Consider the following 16,357-nt stretch of genomic DNA (forward strand, 5'->3'; position numbering starts at 1 on the left):
CAAATTACATTCTTGTGAGGTGTCGTCGGGGAAATCCCTACGCCCCAGCCGCCGGGCGACATGCGTGGAGGGGAGCGCGCTGCCGAAACGAAATCGGGATGCGCCGCGGCTGGTGACCAGCTCCGGCACATCCCGATGATATCGATAGTTTTTTTTAAGCCGAAATCAGAGGAGATTGGTCTCGACGTCGATGTTGCCCTTTACCGCCTTGGAGTAAGGGCAGATGTCATGGGCGGCGTGGATGATGTCATGCGCCACGTCGCGGTCGAGACCGTCAAGGCGAACGTTCAGGCGGGCACGCAGGAAATAAGAGCCGTCGTTGACGTTGAGATCGATCTCGGTATCGACCTGCGGCCCGGCGGGAAGCTTCACCTTGCGCTGCAGCGCTGCAAGCTCGATCGCGCCCAGGTAACAGGCAGACCAGGCGGCGCCGAACAGGTTTTCCGCGGCCGGATGCGGCTGGGTGAGCTTGAGTTCCAAAGTGCCGTCTTGGCTGATGGTGCCGCCGTCGCGGCCGCTGGTGTTGTGGGTCTTGCCGGTGAAAAGGAGCTTCTCGGTCATGTCATTTCCTCTCTGTTTGATTTTTTATCGGACCCGCTTTAATCGGATGCGATGTTTATAGTTGAAGCACGAGACGCCGTCAACACCATTGCGATTTAATCGGATGCGATTTATATTAAGTGCAGACAACGAAAAGGAAAAAAGATTCCCATGTCCACGTCCAAGACTGCCAAGGACCCCGGCACTGCATCGGCCAAGGGCGGCAAGAAGCTCTCGAACTTCCTGTGCTTTGCCATCTACTCCGCAAATCTTGCCTTCGGCCGCGCCTATAAGCCCCTGCTGGACAAGCTCGGCCTGACCTATACCCAATACGTAACCCTGGTGGCGCTGTCGGAGGAAGACGACCAGACGGTGAGCACGCTTGGCGAAAAGCTCTTTCTGGAATCGAACACGCTGACGCCGATCCTGAAGAAGCTCGAGGCTGACGGTTATCTTCAGCGTCGCCGCGATCCCACGGACGAACGCCAGGTGCGGCTGACGCTGACGCCGGCCGGCCAGGCAGTGGTGGATGCCGACCCGGGTGCCGCGCTGACCGACGCGATCGGCCTCGGCGACGACTTTGAGACGGTGCAGCAGTCGGTGGCAAAGCTGCGCGACAACCTGCTGAGCGCTGGCCAGGCCGGAAACAGGAAATAGTCGCCGAAACGCCCGCCCGCCGCCACCGCGACTATCGCTTGCGTAAAAGGTCGGCGCCCTGATCGGCGGATTTCAGCATTGCACCGGAGGGCGGCGCGCCGCCCTTGCCGCTTGGCACGATCAGGCGCTCAAGCGTTCACGCGGCGCCATCATTTCCGCAGCCTTGGCGTAGCCGCCATCCATGCCGTCGAGAAAATGCAAGTGCGCATCCGGCCGCGCCGACGGCACAAGGCAGGTCATCAGCGCGTGGCTCTGCCGGTGCAGCCCGAAGATGACCTCGCCGCGCGCCTTGGCCGCCACAAGGATCGCCTCGATGCGGTCGATCTGCTCCGCAGTGCAATCCACCGTCAGGCGCAGGCCGTCGTCATATTTGCGAAAATCGGAACTGGCGGCCACGCCCGCCCAGCGCTCGGGCGCAACCCGCACCCGCGCGTCCTTCGGCACGCCCATTTCCTCCGGCAGAGGATGCGACTGCCGCGGCCCCTGATCGAAGACGGCGATCACCGCGCGCGCCACGGCGGCAAAGCGCTCGGGCGTGACGTCGTCGGCGGGTTCTGCCAGCAGCGACAGGATCTGCCCCTGCCGGCTTGGAAACGGCCGCCATTCGCAGGCAAGGCCGGTCAGATCCGGCTCGCTGCCGTGGCTTTCCGGCGAAAGCAGGTAGCGCCCCTGCTTCAATTGCCGCTCCGCCCATTTGAGCCCGCCGCCGGCAAACATCGCATAGGTCGCATGCTCCGATGCGGCATAGCGGGCGATCCGCACATCCTGGCCATGGTCCCTGATATCCCGGACCGTCAGCAGGCCGACACGCAAATCGAGGTTAAACCGGTCCGTTGCGAAGGCCGCGAGCTGCCGCAGCGCCGAACCTGCCACGGCCTCCGCGCCCGGCGCCAGCGCAAAGGCCGCGCCATCGCCGCGAAACACGAAGGGAAAGTCGAAATCGCCGCGCGCATTGCCGATGGCGGCAATCGCCGAGGCGCCGACATAGTTGACGTCCTCATAGCGCCCGGCCCGGATCGCGCCGGTGGAATTCACGACGTCGGTGATGCCGATCAGCCAGTCGTCCGGCAGCGGCTCGTAAACATCGGGATCGAGCACGCGGGAAAACTCGCGATAGGCGCGAACGGGCGCAGCGTCACCAGTGTTGGGCATGTCCATTCTCCGTACCGACGAACCCGAGCAAACCTCTTGGCCGCCTGCTTCCGACAGGCGCTTCCGATCATCCGGCACCGCCAAATTAGATCGGACGCGACATAAATACCGCCGAACGACGGAATGTCAAGATTGCACTATTAAATCGGATACGATTATTATAGCTGCAAACCGGTGCTCTCACGCCGGCACGTCAGGGATCAGGAAATCGCCACGACCTCGAGCTCCTGGTCGCCGACAGTGACGACGTCGCCCACCGCCTTGCCCATCAGGATGCGCGCCACCGGCGCCACATAGGAGATCGACCCCGCCTTGGGGTCCGCCTCGTCCTCGCCGACGATCCGGTACTTCTGCACCCGCCCGTCGTCACGGCTGAAGGTCACCGTGCTGCCGAAGGCAACGATCTCGTTCGAGACAGGTTCCGGCATCAGCTGCGCGGTGCGCAGCCGTTCGGAGAGATAGCGCACATCGCGCAAGGGACCCGCCTGCTGCCGGCGCTTCTCGTTGACGTCCTCGACCCCGGCGGCGGCCTCATAGGCGACGCGCGCCTCCTGCATCTGCGCCTCCAGCGCCTTCAGCCCGGCCTCCGTTACCAGGTTCGGATGCGGCGAAATCGCCCGGTCCGGCAGCAACGTCTCGGCGGCGGTTTCGGCACTTTCTTCCTTGGTGAAGGCAACGCTCAATCTTTAGAACTCCGTATGGCTTGTGGGCAGGATGGACGCGGCGGGTGCAATAGCGTCCCCTCGCCGGCCGATCAACACTATACGCATTTCCGCCCGGCCCATATGCGAAGAATGGCAGCCGCCGACGAACTGTGCCCGATTTCCCGCGGGGATAGCGGAACGCTCACTATAGCGCGAAAGCCGCGATCCGTGCGACAACCCCGGGTATGAACGAGCCTGCGGGTATGCGCCCCGGCTTTTTGATGCGGGGAGAATGATCGTTGGCCGAACCCTTTGTCGTCTATGGAGCGTCAGGCTCCGGCTCCGTGCCGATCGAGGCGGCCCTCAGCCTGCTCGGCGCGCCCTATCGCGTCGAGGATCACGCACCCTGGGACGGAAAGCAGGAGGCGGACAGGCTGGCCCGCATCAATCCCCTGCGCCAGGTTCCGGCGCTCGTGCTCCCGAACGGCGAACTGATGACCGAAAGTGCCGCGATCCTGATCTGGCTCGCCGACGCCCACCCCGAGGGCCGCTTGGCCCCGGCCGTGAGCGACGCAAAACGGCCGGCTTTTCTCCGGTGGATGACCTTCGTATCCGCCGCCATCTACGCCCTCTATTGGATCGCCGACGACCCGTCCCGCATTGCGGAACAGGAAGAGGACCACGCAACCGTCAAGGCACGCGTGTTCGACCGCGTCGCCCACTGCTGGCAGCGAATGGGCGCGGAGCTGCAACCGGGCAAGTATCTTCTCGGCGACGAACTCTCGGTCCTCGACCTCTACGTCGCCACCGCCTCGCGCTGGTCTCCCGGCCGCCGCCGCTTCTACGAGGTCGCCCCCAAGCTCGCAGACGTCATCCGCCGCGTCGATTCCGACCCGAGGCTGGCCACCCTCTGGGCGGAGCGCTTTCCGTTTACGCAGGGCTGGGAGCGCTGAACGCGATGGGTTGGCCGTCGTAGCCGGTACAACGATTGGCTCTCGTTACGATCCGCCCATGGCTTTACCGAAATCTGGTGCCTGCCGGCGTCAACCGAACCTACCGGATTCAGGAAGGTGCGGTGACGTTCAGAGATCTTCGCCCAGCCGTGACGGGCATCGGCACACATCCGGCCAATCACCGCCCGAGCGACGAGATCTTCGCCTGAAGCTCAACGGCACCGATACCTGCGAGGGTGCCCCCGTGAAAAAAGGTGTCGTCAGTGATCTCCAGGCTGCTCCATGGCGGCGGAGCCAGGGCCATCAGCGTTTCGGCCGAGCCGGCCTCGACCTCCGACAGGATCAGCCCCGAAAGCGCGCCTTCAAAGACGTCGATGCTGTAGACCATCCCGTCGAACTCGCGGCGGTAGCGGCGCTTGCGAACCCTGTTTCCGGGCAGTTGCGACAGCAGTTCATACTCTTCGGCAGTCAGATAGATGTTGACGATCGGCTGAGATGTGGTGCTGTCAGACGGGTACTTTTTGCAGAACTTGAACGCGGGCGGGCGGGCATCGCTGAAGGTGATGGCACGAGCCCGGAGCTGGCTCCCGGTCACGTAGAGGTCCTCGATCGTCCGATAGTCGTGCTGCGACAGATCCGGGCAGCGATCGACGAGAAAGCGCCGCTCGTTCTCGATCTGCGCGTATTTGGGAGTCTCGAGTTCGGCAGGCATCATTTTCGCGTCATCCCATGGTCCGGTGCGGCGGGCGCACAATAGGTCTGTTGCGGATCACTGCAAGTTCTGCCACGGCTCACGGCGACGGGATTTCAAACGCCCGAGGCTTCCGCGTCTAACGGGGTGCCGCGTGTCGGTCTGCCATACGAGGGACCTCAACCATGTACGAGGATAACGCTCCACCGCTCCTGAGCGAAGACGACCTGCGCCAGATTACGCGTTGGGCAATCCTCTGCGCCGCCCGCGCGCTGCCGGTCTTCGAGGCCATTGTTCCGGGTGATCCGCGACCGCGCGAGGCGATCGCCGCGGCTGCCGCCTTTGCCGAGGGCGGTCCGCGCACGGCCGCCTTGCGCAAGGCCGCCTGGGGCGCCCAGGCAGCGGCGCGTGCGGTCGACGATCCCGCCGCCAAGGCTGCGGCCCGCGCCGCCATCGCGGCTGCCGGTGCGCCCTATACCCATCCGATCGAGTCGCCGCACCAGATCAACCACGTGCTCGGTCCCGCGGCCTACGCCATCCAGGCGCTTTCGCTTGGCGCAGATGACGAGGCAGCCGCCACCGAAATTGAACTCCGGCAGCTGATCGCGCTCGCATCTCCGGAAATCCGGCGCATCGTCGGCAAATTGCCGGGACGAAAGCCCAGCAAGGGTGCGTTTCACGCCCTCCTCTACCGGCTCGACATGGCCCTGCGTCCCTGATCGCGGATCAAGAACGCGCGCTCTGCGCTCCCTCTGCAAGGTTCGGGTCCGCCGAGCCTCTCCGCTCCTTTTTCGCCTCATCGCTGAGCCAGGCGACTACGGTCTGCAGCGCCGGCGACTTTCGGTAGCGCGGCCAGACCAGATAGAAGTCCGAAGGCCCGGTCATCGATGCCTCGAACAGGCGGATGAGCCGCCCTTCGGCGAGATCGCGCGCGACGAAATCGCGGTTGGCGAGCACGATGCCCTGGCCGGCCGTCGCCGCCTCGATCGCGTGCGAGGTCTGGTTGAAGCTGATGCCTTTGAACGAGGCCTGCCGGCTGCCGCCGAAATGACGCTCGATGAATTCCGGCCAGAAATTATGGGCGTCGTGCAGCAGCGTATAGCCGGCCAGTTCCTCGGCTGTCTTCGGTGCCGGCCGCCCGGCGAGCAGCATCGGGCTGCAGACCGCGACGATCTCCTGCTCGAACAGCAGTTCCACCGCCAGCCCCGGCCCGAAGGGTGGCCGCCCGTAGCGCACGGCGAGATCGACGCCATCGGCCTGGAAGCTCGACATGCGGTCGGTCGCCAGAATATGCAGGTCGAGATCCGGATGCCTTGCGGTGAAATCCGGCAGGCGCGGGATCAGCCAGCGCGACGCGAAGGACGGCGTGGTGCTGATCGTCAGCCGCACCGGCTGTGGCTTCAGCCCGTCGGTCGCCCGCGCGATGATTTCGAGCGCCCGCCTGACATCGGCGATATAGGCGCGTCCCTCGCCCGTCAGCGCCAGCGCACGCGGCAGCCGCTCGAAGAGCTTCACCCCAAGCTCCGCCTCGAGCCCGCGGATCTGCTGGGCGACGGCGCCTTGCGTCACGCCCAGTTCCTCGGCGGCGAGGCGAAAGTTCAGGTGGCGCGCCGCCACCTCGAACACTTTCACGCCATTCAGCGAAGGGAGCTTTCCCGGTGCGTCACTCATCGAATAGTTTTTCTACTGCCATATGAAAGCGAAACTGTTTCGCGGTTGCATGAAGGAGATGGTATTTCAATGGCAGCACCCGCGAAAGCGGTATTCCACGGATACGAATGAGGAGATTGATAAAATGGCAGTAGAAAAAGTGGCCGTAATCACCGCCGGCGGCAGCGGCATGGGCGCCGAGAGCGCGAGGCGCCTGGCCGCCGACGGCTACAAGGTCGCCATCCTCTCCTCCTCCGGCAAGGGCGAGGCGCTCGCCGCCGAGCTCGGCGGCATCGGCATCACCGGCTCCAACCAGTCGAACGACGACCTGAAGCGCCTTGTCGATACGGCCGTGGAAAAATGGGGCCGCATCGACGTGCTGGTCAACAGCGCCGGCCATGGCCCGCGCGCCCAGATCCTCGAAATCACCGACGAACAGTGGCACACCGGCCTCGACGTCTATCTGATGAACGTGATCCGCCCGGTCCGCCTCGTCACGCCGATCATGCAGAAGCAGAAGGCGGGCGCGATCATCAACATCTCCACCGCCTGGGCCTTCGAGCCCTCGCCGATGTTCCCGACCTCGGCCGTCTTTCGCGCCGGTCTTGCCTCCTACACCAAGATCTTCGCCGACACCTATGCGGCCGACAACGTGCGCATGAACAACGTTCTGCCCGGCTGGATCGACAGCCTGCCGGCGACCGAAGAGCGCCGCGACGCCGTGCCGATGAAGCGCTACGGCACCAGCGCCGAGATCGCCGCCACCGTCGCCTTCCTCGCCTCTGATGGTGCCGCCTACATCACCGGCCAGAACCTGAAGGTGGATGGCGGCCTGACGCGCTCGGTCTGAGCGCGAGCCTCCCCCGTTGCCCCGTCGCGCGCCTCACCGGGCGCGCGCAAGCCATTGTCGCCTCGCTCAGGCCGTCACGACCGGCGCGGTGTCGATGGCAGCATAGGCAAGCCGGTCGGCAACGGGTGCTCTCAAAGGCATGGTCACGGTCACGCGGAAATGCGCCGGGGAGACCGGTCCGGCGATGAGCGAACCGCCTTCGGGGAAGCGCGCCTTGACGCGCTCTTCGACATTGGCGAGCCCCACGCCGAGCCCGGACCGTTTGACCGTCGGCAAGACCTCGCCGGCATCCGACACGTTGTCGACCGAAAGCTGCAGCCGGTTTTCCGCCTGCGATGCGCTGATCGTGATCTTCAGATCGCCGGACGAGCGCCCGAGCCCATGCTTCACGGCATTCTCGACGAGCGGCTGCAGGATCAGGCTCGGCACCAGCGCCGTCCTCAACTCCTGCGGAATGTCGAGCGTGACGCTGATGCGATCGGAGAAGCGCTCCTTCTCGATCGCCAGATATTCCGATTGCAGCGCCAGTTCCTCCGAAAGCGCCAAATCCCGCAGCGGATCCATTTCGAGCGTCTTTCGCAGAAACGACGACAGCGACATCACGACCCGGCTCGCCTGCGACGACGCGCCCTCCTCGATCAGGCCGACGATCGAGTTCAGCGTGTTGAACAGGAAGTGCGGGTTGATCTGGTAGTAGAGCGCCTGCATCTTCGCGGTCAGCGCCTCTTCGCGCGTGATCGCCAGCCGGCGCTCCTGCGCGCGAACCTTCAGGTTGTACATGTAGGCGATGAAGAAGCAGGACCAGCCGAAGAACAGCGAGATGCCGTAAAACAGCGTGTAGCAGACGTTCTCGATCGTATAGTCGATGCCGATTGCGGGCTTCACGTAGGTGAACAGGTGATAGTCGACGGTGGTTGCGACCGTCGATGCCAGAATGGACAGGACCGCCGACACGAAAACCTGGGCCGCGATGTTTTTTGCCCGCATCATCGCCACGATGTGGGAAATCATCAGCGTGATCAGCACGCATACCAGCGACACGACCAGCTTGATCGGCGCGTAGTCGACCGGATTGACGCCCAGCACCACCCAGAGCCCACCGGTCATGAAAAACTCGGCCGCCCAGAAAGAGAGCACGAGCCTGATCACCCGGGAGAAGAACGCGGCGGCGCTCGTATCCGAATGGTCCATGTCGAAGGTTTTTCGGTAGAAACTTCCAAGCACCATCATTCCGGCCACCATCCGCATTCAGTCGTTCGCGTCGTTCAATCTATTTGCCTCAATTAGCGAAAATCAACCAATGCAGGCAAATCAACCTTTGTACGCCTTGGTGAATGGAGGGCGCTGCGAACGCGCTGGAGGTTCCCTGCGCGGTCAAAGAAGCCAGCATAGTGGGTCAGGTTGGCTTCCCAAGCCGTATCGCCCTCTGCGCGCATCGTCGCCGTTATCCCATTGTCTTTCCTTGAGAAGCGCCTATTTCCCAGACGAACCACCGAAAAAGGAGCTCCGCATGAACCGAAACGGCCTCTATCTCGTCATCGCCCTGCTTGCCGTCGCCGTCGTCGGCCTCGGCATCTATGTCTACCAGGAAGAGACGAAGCCGGGCGTCGAGATCAAGATCGGCCAGGACGGCGTTTCGGTTCAGGAAAACTAGGGCGCAGGCAGCGAGCCTCAGCGATGAAGGCGGGCACAGCGGCTGCCCGCCCGTTGACCGCCACAAAGGCCTGGCTCTATACCAAGATGCTCGCCTGAACTGAGCAGAGGAATTGTCGATGCTGGAGCTTGTTCTCACCCACTGAGCGTCTCGATCGGTCGAGACGCGAAACCGCGCCACCGGCGAACGATATCCGTCGTTCGCAGTCGATGGCGCGCGACCACGGTTTCAAGAACAGGTTTTACCATGACAATCATCGACATCCGCTCCGAACAAGGGAGCGATATCCCCACCATTCGACAGATCACCAAGGCAGCTTTCGCGCCGATGGCCTATAGCAGCCAGACGGAGGCCGAAATCATCGACGCCCTGCGCGACGCCGGCGCGTTGACGCTCTCGCTGGTCGCCCGCGATAAAGGCGAGATCATCGGCCATGTCGCTTTCTCTCCGGTCACGATCGACGGAGAGGACCTTGGTGGAGACGATATGGGCTGGTACGGCCTCGGCCCGGTCTCCGTCTGGCCCGACCGCCAGAAGGGCGGCATTGGCGGCAGGCTGATCCGCGAGGGCCTCGCGCGCCTGGCCGGCACCGGCGCCAAGGGCTGTGTCGTCCTCGGCGAGCCGGACTACTACCAGCGCTTCGGCTTCGAGCACCACGCCGGCTTGTACCTCGAAGGCGTGCCGGCCGAGTACTTCATGGCCCAGGCGTTCGCAGGCCCGGTGCCCTCCGGCCGCGTCCGCTACCACGCGGGCTTCGACGCAAGCTGACCTCACCACATGCCTCGGAGCGGGATGATCCCGCTCCGATCGGTGCCAGCCAATCGCTAGCCGCTGCACGTCTTTGTCGGTCGCTGGTCGGCAAGCCTGGACGGGGACAAGCGCATGGCCGGCCTCAACCGGAGTGGCGCGACAGCGAACGGTTCGACCTTCGCGCCCGGCCAACGTCCGGCGGTGGCTGCTCCAGGCGCAGGGCCGACAGCTCGCCGACACCGGGGACGTAACACGCACCGTTTCGACGCCGCTCACAAGACCGAGTATACTGCCGCCCCTGCGGCTCGGGGGCGCAAGGTGGAACGCAAGGGCCTTTCCCGAAGGGAGTTCGTCACGCTCGTGGCCGCGCTGATGGCCATCGAGGCGCTGGCGCTCGATATCATGCTGCCGGCCTTGCCGGAGATCGGCGCTGCCTTTCAGGTCAGCGATCCGAACGACCGCTCCCTCGTCCTCACCGTTTTCCTGATCGGCTTCGGCCTTCCGCAGGTGCTGTTCGGGCCGCTCTCCGATCGCTTCGGCCGCCGCCCGCCCGTTCTCATCGGCCTTGCCGTCTACCTCGCCTGCGCACTCGCCTCACCCGCCATGGGCAACTTTGCAGCACTGCTGTCGCTGCGCTTTGCCCAAGGGGTGGCCGCGGCCGCCATCCGCGTCGGCATCCTTTCGGCCGTGCGCGACCGCTATCAAGGCGCGGCCATGTCCGAGGTCATGTCGGTCGCCATGTCGATTTTCCTGCTCGTGCCGCTGCTGATGCCCGGTGTCGGGCAGATAATCCTGCTTTTTGGTCCCTGGCAGCTCATCTTCGTCGCCATGGGCGCGCTTGCGGCGATCGTCGGGCTGTGGACGCTGCTGCGCCTGCCCGAAACCCTGGCCCTTGCCAGCCGCCGCCCGCTCGATTTCGCAAGTATCGCCGATGGCTTTTCCCGCGTCATCCGCAACCGCGCCGCCTTCAGCTATGGCCTGTCAGGCGCCTTCCTGCTCGGCATCATCCTGGCGCTGATCAACACGTCGCAGCAGGTCTATGTCGATATCTATCGCCTCGGCCCCTATTATCCGCTCGCCTTCGCCGCCATGCCGGCCGCCGCCATCATCGGCTTCCTCACCAATTCGCGCCTGGTCGCACGCTTCGGCATGCGGCGGCTGGCGCACGGCGCCATGCTCACCTTCCTTACCGGCAGCATCCTCTGGCTCGCCATGGTCGCGGTCGCAACTCCGCCGCTCTGGCTGTTCCTGCTGATGGTCGTGCTCGTCACACCCATGGTCACCTTCGGCTTTCCAAATACCGGCGCGCTCGCCATGGAGCCGCTCGGCGAGGTCGCCGGCACCGCCTCTGCCATCTTCGGCGCCATCCAGACCGTCGGCGGCGCCATCCTCGGCTGGGCGGTGGCGCAGTCCTTCGATGGCACGCTCGTGCCGGTGATGGCGAGCCTCTGCCTCTTCGGCGCCTGCGTGCTCGCCTGTTTCCTCGTCGCCGAGAAGGGCCGCCTGTTCGGCAACGGCAGCGTCAGCACGGCGCCGGCGCTGGATGCATGCGCACCTTGATTTTGCCTTCCGATTGACCGCCCATGGCGACAACCGTCGCGACTCGCCGCTGCCCGGCGATCACAAGAAGACCGCGAAGTCCCGAAACGCCAAAGGTGCCGCGTTGACAGCAAGCCTTTCCTTCACCGCCGCATTGCTGCTTGCGACCGCATCCGCCTCTGCGGCGATGGCCGGCGAGACGAGCACCGCGCCCTCGGGCACCTATTGCGGCCAGCTCTCCTCCGCCGGCGTGCTCTCGGATGCCGAGACGCATTTCGAAACCGCCGCCGATGGCACGGTCGTCGGCAAATACGTGTTTTCCGATCAGGGCCAGTCCGTCGACGGCGAGCTTGCCGAAACCGGCGACGATGGCGACGGCAGCGATCTCACCCGAAGCTTCATGTGGCGCGACAAATACGGCTACGGCCAGCTGCTCGTCACCTTCACCTCGGATTTCTCCGAATTCGTCGGGAAGTGGAATGCAGGCGGATCAGAGTTTCTGCCGTGGAACGGCCACCGCTGCCACCAGGCGATCAGCTAGCGCGCACAAACAAACCCGTCTTTCGCAAAAAAGCGGGCCCAGCCCTCTCACGCCGCAACCACACCCCGCATCAGCCCCTCCAGCCAATCCGCAAACACCTTGAGCCGGCGCGACAGATGCTGGCGGTGCGGATAGAGCAGCGCCATCGACATCGGGGCAGCCACGTGATCCGGCATCACCTCGACGAGCCGGCCTTCGCGGATGTGGTCGATCACGTCGAAGGCCGGGATCTGGATGAGGCCGAGGCCGGCGAGGCAGCAGGCGATACTGCCTTCCGCACTGTTGACGCTGACACGGCCGGTAACCGTCACCGTGCGCACCTCGCCGCCTTCGATCCATTCCCAGTCCTCCACCCGGCCGCTCGAGGGAGACGCATAGTTGACCGCGAAATGTTCGGCGAGATCGGCGGGTATTTTCGGCGTGCCGTGGCGGGTGAGATAGTCGGGGCTTGCGACATTGATCAGCCTGAGCGTGCCGAACGGCCGGGCGATCAGGCCGGAATCGGCAAGCGGCCCGACGCGCAGTGCACAGTCGACGCTTTCCTCGATCAGGTGCACCGCCCGGTCGGTCATGCCGAGATCGATGTCGATGCCCGGGTAGCGCGCGAGGAACTCCGGCAGCGCCGGCGCCACGATCAGCCGGCCGATGCGGCTCGGCAGGTCGACGCGCAGCCGCCCGGTCGGGCCGGAAGCGCTGCGGCGAAAGAGGTTCTCCGCCTCGTCCATGTCCTGGATCAGCCGCAGGCAGCGCTCGTAGAAGGCGGCGCCATCCTGTGTCGGCGCCACCTTGCGGGTCGTGCGATGCAGGAGCCGCGTGCCGAGCCTTGTTTCGAGCGTCTGCACCGCCGCCGACACCGAGGAGCGCGGCAGGCCCAGCGTGTCGGCCGCGCGGGTAAAACTGGCGCTTTCGACGACGCGGGTGAAAATGCGGAAAAGCTCGATCCTGTCCATGCCGGCCACATCCATTGTTCGTCATTTCTGACAAGTCATGTCACGGACGGACGCTTTATGCCAGCGACGCCGACGATATTCTCTCCCTTGCGATGCCCGTCGCAGCCCGCCCTCACGTTGGCGGCGGCACGGCCCGCGCTATTTCGAAACGCGGCGTACGGCGTTCGGGACGATCAACAGGCCCGCGACCGGCCGTCAACACCGGAGCAGTCCCGGGACAGTGCGCTGACGCCGGCATCCCCGCTCGCCGCAAACCGGCCGCAGCAAGCGGCCGACAAAAGGAGACGACCATGGCAGACCACAGCATCAACGGCAAAACCGTCCTCATCGCCGGCGGCGCGAAGAACCTCGGCGGCTTGCTTGCGCGCGATTTCGCCGAAAACGGCGCCCGTGGCGTCGCGATCCATTACAACAGCGCGGCGACGAAGGCGGCAGCCGACGAGACCGTGGCCGCGATCAAGGCGACCGGTGCCGCGGCCCACGCCTTTGCTGGCGATCTCACCAGCGCCGCCAATGTCGAAAAGCTCTTTGCCGACGCCAAGGCGGCGCTCGGCAGCATCGACATCGCCGTCAACACCGTCGGCAAGGTCCTGAAGAAGCCCTTCGTCGAGATCACCGAGGCCGAATATGACGAGATGAGCGCGGTCAACTCCAAGTCCGCCTTCTTCTTCCTGCGCGAGGCGGGCAGGCATGTCAGCGACAACGGCAAGGTCTGCACCCTCGTCACCTCGCTGCTCGGCGCCTTCACGCCCTTCTATGCGGCCTATGCCGGCACCAAGGCGCCGGTCGAGCATTTCACCCGGGCCGCCGCCAAGGAATTCGGCGCGCGCGGCATCTCGGTCACCGCCATTGGCCCCGGCCCGATGGATACGCCCTTCTTCTATCCGGCCGAAGGCGCCGACGCCGTCGCCTATCACAAGACCGCCTCAGCCCTCTCGGCCTTCTCCAAGACCGGCCTCACCGACATCGAGGACATCGTCCCCTATATCCGCTTCCTCGTCTCCGACGGCTGGTGGATGACCGGCCAGACGATCCTCGTCAACGGCGGCTACACGACGAAGTGACCGTATCGCGCGACGAGGGTCGCGCTCTCATCCGGACGGCGACGTCGCCCCTAATCCGCCTGCCGGCACCTTCTCCCCGCCTGCGGGGAGAAGGGACACGCGGCACCCGCGCGCCTCGTCTCAAAGCACGCGAGCAAAGCGGGGCGATGACTGCAGATGCGGTTCCCGGCGGGCCTCTCCGATATGGGCAACCACGCCTGCCACATCTTCGACGCATCCCCTCTCCCCGCCTGCGGGGAGAGGGTGAGGGTCAGCGGCTGGCGCGATTGCCTCTCAAGGGCATCAAGGCACGTCCGTTACCGCCGCGTGCCTGCCCTACAAAATTCGATTGGAATTTTAGAACGTTATGTAATGTGATGCATGCGGCCGCATGGCGGACAACCGATCTCAGTGGATGAACTTCATGACGCATATCCCGTTTCTCGTCCGTCGCCTCCTGGCAGGCCTCGTGCTCCTTCTGGCAGTTGCCCTGCCCACCCTCGCCCAGACGACGCCGCCGCCGGTCACCGTCATCCTGACGCCCGGCCAAAGCCCTGCCGAAATCGAGCAGATCCTGCGGGCTGCCGCCAAGGCCGGCGGGCCGGTGACCGTCGAGTGGCGGGAGAGTTCGGGCAAGGCTGCGCCCACGGCCGCAACGCCGGATGATGCGGCGACACCTGCCCCGGCCGACACAGCAACGCCAGCGGCCACGCCGAACGCGGCCGACGCTCAAGCCCCGGCAAGCGCGGAGAGTGCTACCCCCACGCCGGCCGCCGAGCCGGAGGATTCTCTCGACACCCTTTCCGCACGATTTATCAACGGCTTGCAAATGGGCCTTGCCGGCATGTCCGGCATCGCCGGGGTCATGGCTGACGTTGCGGCAGGCATTCGTGTCGAAGGCTGGTCGGTGGCCTCGGTCGCGGCAGTGGCCGCACTTGCCGTTGCCGCCGGGCTTGCCGCCGCCTTTGCCTGCCGCCTCGTCATCCATCGCCTGTTCGGCGCCTCTTTCGAGGTGGTCGACCTCTTGCACCGCATGCGCGCCTCGATCATCCGGCTCGGCTTCGACATCGCCTACCTCGTGATCTTCGCCGCCGTCGCCCACGGATTTGCCCATCTGCTCCTGGCGCGCGGCACCGCCTCGGCCGAGCTTGCCCATGCGCTGATCACCATTGCCGTCGCGTCCGCCGCCTATGCCGTCGGCGCGCGCTTCCTCTTTGCCCCGACGCGGCCCGAGATCCGCCTGCTCGACATCGCCCACCCGCGCTTTCACGCCAACATGCTGTTCGCCTATGGCGCGCTCGGAGCCGTCGTCGGCGCCAGCCTGCGCTTCGCCCACCAGCGCGGGCTCGACGTTGCCGCCACCGATGGCTGGCTGCTGATCGGGGTCACGATCCTGACGCTCGTCAAGCTCCACTGGTTCATCGCCGGCGCCAGCGACATCCGCGCGCTCTTTGCCGGCGAAAACCCCGGGCCCGTGCGTCGCGCCATCGCCTTCGGCGTGCCGGAGTTCTATGCCTTGAGCGCCATCGTGCTCTGGCTGATGAGCGTGATCGTCGCCGGCAGCCCCAACAGCGCGGCCTGGAGCTTTGCCGGCGGCATGACGCAGATCATCCTGCTCGCCCTTCCGATCCTCGCCTTCGGCATCCATTCGCTGGTAGGCGCCGCCGCCGAGCGCCGTCGCACGCCCGCCTCATCGAGGCTGCACGCGGCGATCTCCGGCAGCATCCAGACGGCGCTTGCCGGCGCCACCTGGCTGATCGGCCTGCACATCATCATCCAGCTCTGGCGCTCGGTCATGGTCCAGCACGACACCGCCGCTGCCGTCGGCTGGATCGTCGTTCTCGAGCGCATCAGCCTTGCGGTCGTCGCCGCCTGGGTGATCTGCAGCTTCCTCTGGCGCAGCTTCGAAGCCTTCGCGCCCACCGCCCGCCTCGCTTTGCCCGGCGATAGCGAAGACGACACGGTGGTCCAGCAGACAAGCCGCCTCTCGACCATCCTGCCGCTCGTGCGCAACCTCATCTTCGGCGGCATATTCGCCGTCACCAGCCTCGTCATCCTCTCCGCGCTCGGCATCAACATCGCGCCGCTGATCGCCGGCTTCGGCGTGCTCGGCCTTGCCCTCTCCTTCGGCTCGCAGGCGCTGGTGAAGGATGTCGTCTCCGGCATCTTCTTCATCGCCGACGATGCCTTCCGCGTCGGCGAATATGTCGATACCGGCAAGCTCAAGGGCACGGTCGAGCGCATCTCGCTGCGCTCGCTTCGGCTGCGCCACCAGAACGGCCAGATCCACACGATCCCCTATGGCCAGTTGCAGGCGGTCACCAATTTCAGTCGTGACTGGAGCACGGTGAAGTTCGAGCTGAAATTCGAGCGCGATGCCGACCCCGAAAAGATCCGCAAGACCATCAAGAAGGTCGGGCTTGCCATGCTCGAAGACCCCGAGATCGGCGGCGAATTCCTGGTGCCCCTGAAGATGCAGGGCATCCAGGACGTCACCGAAAACTCGCTCGTCGTGCGGCTGAAATTCACCGCCCGCCCCGGCAACCCCAGCATCCTGCAGCGCGAGTCGATGAAGCGCCTGCTGCCGGCGCTGCGCGAAGCCGGCCTCGACCTCGCCTCCAACGCCGTCACCGTGCGCTCCGGCGCCGCCGGTGCAGCCGAGGCCGAGGCGGCCGCCGCGAACCTCGCACTGGCGCGAAAGCCGGTAGCGGCCGAAACGGCGGACGCGGAGGGTTAAGCTGGC

17 protein-coding genes are annotated in these 16,357 nt (G+C 65.2%); 10 read left to right on the forward strand and 7 right to left on the reverse strand.

Annotated features, from left to right (window positions below):
• Positions 1-165: 165 nt before the first annotated feature.
• Positions 166-561: an Ohr family peroxiredoxin gene (locus tag ACIQUG_RS05750; protein WP_402318405.1), complete on the reverse strand. Its 396-nt coding sequence runs from the start codon at positions 559-561 to the stop codon at positions 166-168.
• Between the two features lie 150 nt (positions 562-711).
• On the opposite strand from ACIQUG_RS05750, the gene ACIQUG_RS05755 reads away from it, so the two are divergent.
• Positions 712-1,197, forward strand: coding sequence for a MarR family winged helix-turn-helix transcriptional regulator (locus tag ACIQUG_RS05755; protein WP_402318408.1), 486 nt, complete (start codon positions 712-714; stop codon positions 1,195-1,197).
• Positions 1,198-1,317: 120 nt separating this feature from the next.
• On the opposite strand, the gene ACIQUG_RS05760 is transcribed toward ACIQUG_RS05755, so the two are convergent.
• A complete protein-coding gene (locus ACIQUG_RS05760; protein ID WP_402318411.1) occupies positions 1,318-2,349 on the reverse strand; it encodes a DUF3095 family protein in 1,032 nt (343 codons plus the stop codon).
• Positions 2,350-2,549: 200 nt separating this feature from the next.
• Positions 2,550-3,032, reverse strand: a complete 483-nt coding sequence (greA, locus tag ACIQUG_RS05765; RefSeq protein WP_402318414.1) for a transcription elongation factor GreA — start codon at positions 3,030-3,032, stop codon at positions 2,550-2,552.
• Positions 3,033-3,292: 260 nt separating this feature from the next.
• On the opposite strand from greA, the gene ACIQUG_RS05770 reads away from it, so the two are divergent.
• Entirely contained in the window at positions 3,293-3,946 is a 654-nt protein-coding gene (locus ACIQUG_RS05770) for a glutathione S-transferase family protein (RefSeq protein ID WP_402318417.1), read from the forward strand.
• Between the two features lie 178 nt (positions 3,947-4,124).
• On the opposite strand, the gene ACIQUG_RS05775 is transcribed toward ACIQUG_RS05770, so the two are convergent.
• Positions 4,125-4,661, reverse strand: a complete 537-nt coding sequence (locus tag ACIQUG_RS05775) for a hypothetical protein (RefSeq protein WP_402318420.1) — start codon at positions 4,659-4,661, stop codon at positions 4,125-4,127.
• A 161-nt stretch (positions 4,662-4,822) separates the two neighbouring features.
• Here ACIQUG_RS05775 and ACIQUG_RS05780 point away from each other — a divergent pair, with 161 nt between their 5' ends.
• Positions 4,823-5,356 carry a putative immunity protein gene (locus ACIQUG_RS05780; protein WP_402318423.1) on the forward strand — a complete coding sequence of 178 codons (534 nt, stop codon included), beginning with the start codon at positions 4,823-4,825 and terminating at the stop codon, positions 5,354-5,356.
• Positions 5,357-5,363: 7 nt separating this feature from the next.
• On the opposite strand, the gene gcvA is transcribed toward ACIQUG_RS05780, so the two are convergent.
• Positions 5,364-6,308, reverse strand: coding sequence for a transcriptional regulator GcvA (gene gcvA, locus ACIQUG_RS05785; RefSeq protein WP_402318426.1), 945 nt, complete (start codon positions 6,306-6,308; stop codon positions 5,364-5,366).
• 124 nt (positions 6,309-6,432) lie between these two features.
• Here gcvA and ACIQUG_RS05790 point away from each other — a divergent pair, with 124 nt between their 5' ends.
• The gene (locus tag ACIQUG_RS05790; protein WP_402318429.1) at positions 6,433-7,137 is read left to right on the forward strand and encodes an SDR family oxidoreductase; all 705 of its coding nucleotides are present in this window, start codon (positions 6,433-6,435) and stop codon (positions 7,135-7,137) included.
• A 66-nt stretch (positions 7,138-7,203) separates the two neighbouring features.
• Here ACIQUG_RS05790 and ACIQUG_RS05795 read toward each other — a convergent pair whose 3' ends face one another.
• Positions 7,204-8,367 (reverse strand): sensor histidine kinase, encoded by a 1,164-nt coding sequence (locus tag ACIQUG_RS05795; RefSeq protein WP_402318432.1) that lies wholly within the window; start codon positions 8,365-8,367, stop codon positions 7,204-7,206.
• A gap of 280 nt (positions 8,368-8,647) precedes the next feature.
• Between ACIQUG_RS05795 and ACIQUG_RS05800 the strand changes: the two genes are divergently transcribed.
• The 4 genes from ACIQUG_RS05800 to ACIQUG_RS05815 all read left to right on the forward strand — a co-directional run bounded on the left by ACIQUG_RS05800 (position 8,648) and on the right by ACIQUG_RS05815 (position 11,621).
• Positions 8,648-8,791, forward strand: coding sequence for a hypothetical protein (locus ACIQUG_RS05800; protein ID WP_034793319.1), 144 nt, complete (start codon positions 8,648-8,650; stop codon positions 8,789-8,791).
• A 255-nt stretch (positions 8,792-9,046) separates the two neighbouring features.
• Complete coding sequence (locus ACIQUG_RS05805; RefSeq protein ID WP_402320585.1) at positions 9,047-9,559, forward strand: GNAT family N-acetyltransferase; 513 nt, start codon at positions 9,047-9,049, stop codon at positions 9,557-9,559.
• Positions 9,560-9,859: 300 nt separating this feature from the next.
• Entirely contained in the window at positions 9,860-11,101 is a 1,242-nt protein-coding gene (locus tag ACIQUG_RS05810; RefSeq protein WP_402318435.1) for a multidrug effflux MFS transporter, read from the forward strand.
• Positions 11,085-11,621 (forward strand): hypothetical protein, encoded by a 537-nt coding sequence (locus ACIQUG_RS05815; RefSeq protein WP_402318438.1) that lies wholly within the window; start codon positions 11,085-11,087, stop codon positions 11,619-11,621. The genes ACIQUG_RS05810 and ACIQUG_RS05815 overlap by 17 nt, the downstream gene beginning before the upstream one ends.
• Positions 11,622-11,668: 47 nt before the next feature.
• On the opposite strand, the gene ACIQUG_RS05820 is transcribed toward ACIQUG_RS05815, so the two are convergent.
• On the reverse strand, positions 11,669-12,571 hold the full coding sequence (locus ACIQUG_RS05820; protein WP_402318441.1) for a LysR family transcriptional regulator: 903 nt from the start codon (positions 12,569-12,571) through the stop codon (positions 11,669-11,671).
• A 290-nt stretch (positions 12,572-12,861) separates the two neighbouring features.
• On the opposite strand from ACIQUG_RS05820, the gene ACIQUG_RS05825 reads away from it, so the two are divergent.
• Both ACIQUG_RS05825 and ACIQUG_RS05830 read left to right on the forward strand, forming a co-directional pair.
• Positions 12,862-13,635, forward strand: a complete 774-nt coding sequence (locus ACIQUG_RS05825) for an SDR family oxidoreductase (protein WP_402318445.1) — start codon at positions 12,862-12,864, stop codon at positions 13,633-13,635.
• Positions 13,636-14,038: 403 nt separating this feature from the next.
• The gene (locus ACIQUG_RS05830; protein ID WP_402318448.1) at positions 14,039-16,351 is read left to right on the forward strand and encodes a mechanosensitive ion channel family protein; all 2,313 of its coding nucleotides are present in this window, start codon (positions 14,039-14,041) and stop codon (positions 16,349-16,351) included.
• Positions 16,352-16,357 lie beyond the last annotated feature (6 nt).

The sequence above is a fragment of the Ensifer sp. NPDC090286 genome (assembly GCF_044769565.1).
Lineage (GTDB): Bacteria > Pseudomonadota > Alphaproteobacteria > Rhizobiales > Rhizobiaceae > Ensifer.

What these genes read in the sequence shown, in the direction of transcription:
- ACIQUG_RS05780 (WP_402318423.1), top strand. Translation starts at nt 4,823, where the DNA reads ATGTACGAGGATAACGCTCCACCGCTCCTGAGCGAAGACGACCTGCGC.
- ACIQUG_RS05815 (WP_402318438.1), top strand. Translation starts at nt 11,085, where the DNA reads ATGCATGCGCACCTTGATTTTGCCTTCCGATTGACCGCCCATGGCGAC.
- ACIQUG_RS05760 (WP_402318411.1), bottom strand. Translation starts at nt 2,349, where the DNA reads ATGCCCAACACTGGTGACGCTGCGCCCGTTCGCGCCTATCGCGAGTTT.
- ACIQUG_RS05775 (WP_402318420.1), bottom strand. Translation starts at nt 4,661, where the DNA reads ATGATGCCTGCCGAACTCGAGACTCCCAAATACGCGCAGATCGAGAAC.
- ACIQUG_RS05790 (WP_402318429.1), top strand. Translation starts at nt 6,433, where the DNA reads ATGGCAGTAGAAAAAGTGGCCGTAATCACCGCCGGCGGCAGCGGCATG.
- ACIQUG_RS05795 (WP_402318432.1), bottom strand. Translation starts at nt 8,367, where the DNA reads ATGATGGTGCTTGGAAGTTTCTACCGAAAAACCTTCGACATGGACCAT.
- ACIQUG_RS05830 (WP_402318448.1), top strand. Translation starts at nt 14,039, where the DNA reads ATGACGCATATCCCGTTTCTCGTCCGTCGCCTCCTGGCAGGCCTCGTG.
- ACIQUG_RS05825 (WP_402318445.1), top strand. Translation starts at nt 12,862, where the DNA reads ATGGCAGACCACAGCATCAACGGCAAAACCGTCCTCATCGCCGGCGGC.
- ACIQUG_RS05750 (WP_402318405.1), bottom strand. Translation starts at nt 561, where the DNA reads ATGACCGAGAAGCTCCTTTTCACCGGCAAGACCCACAACACCAGCGGC.
- ACIQUG_RS05755 (WP_402318408.1), top strand. Translation starts at nt 712, where the DNA reads ATGTCCACGTCCAAGACTGCCAAGGACCCCGGCACTGCATCGGCCAAG.
- gcvA (WP_402318426.1), bottom strand. Translation starts at nt 6,308, where the DNA reads ATGAGTGACGCACCGGGAAAGCTCCCTTCGCTGAATGGCGTGAAAGTG.
- ACIQUG_RS05800 (WP_034793319.1), top strand. Translation starts at nt 8,648, where the DNA reads ATGAACCGAAACGGCCTCTATCTCGTCATCGCCCTGCTTGCCGTCGCC.
- ACIQUG_RS05820 (WP_402318441.1), bottom strand. Translation starts at nt 12,571, where the DNA reads ATGGACAGGATCGAGCTTTTCCGCATTTTCACCCGCGTCGTCGAAAGC.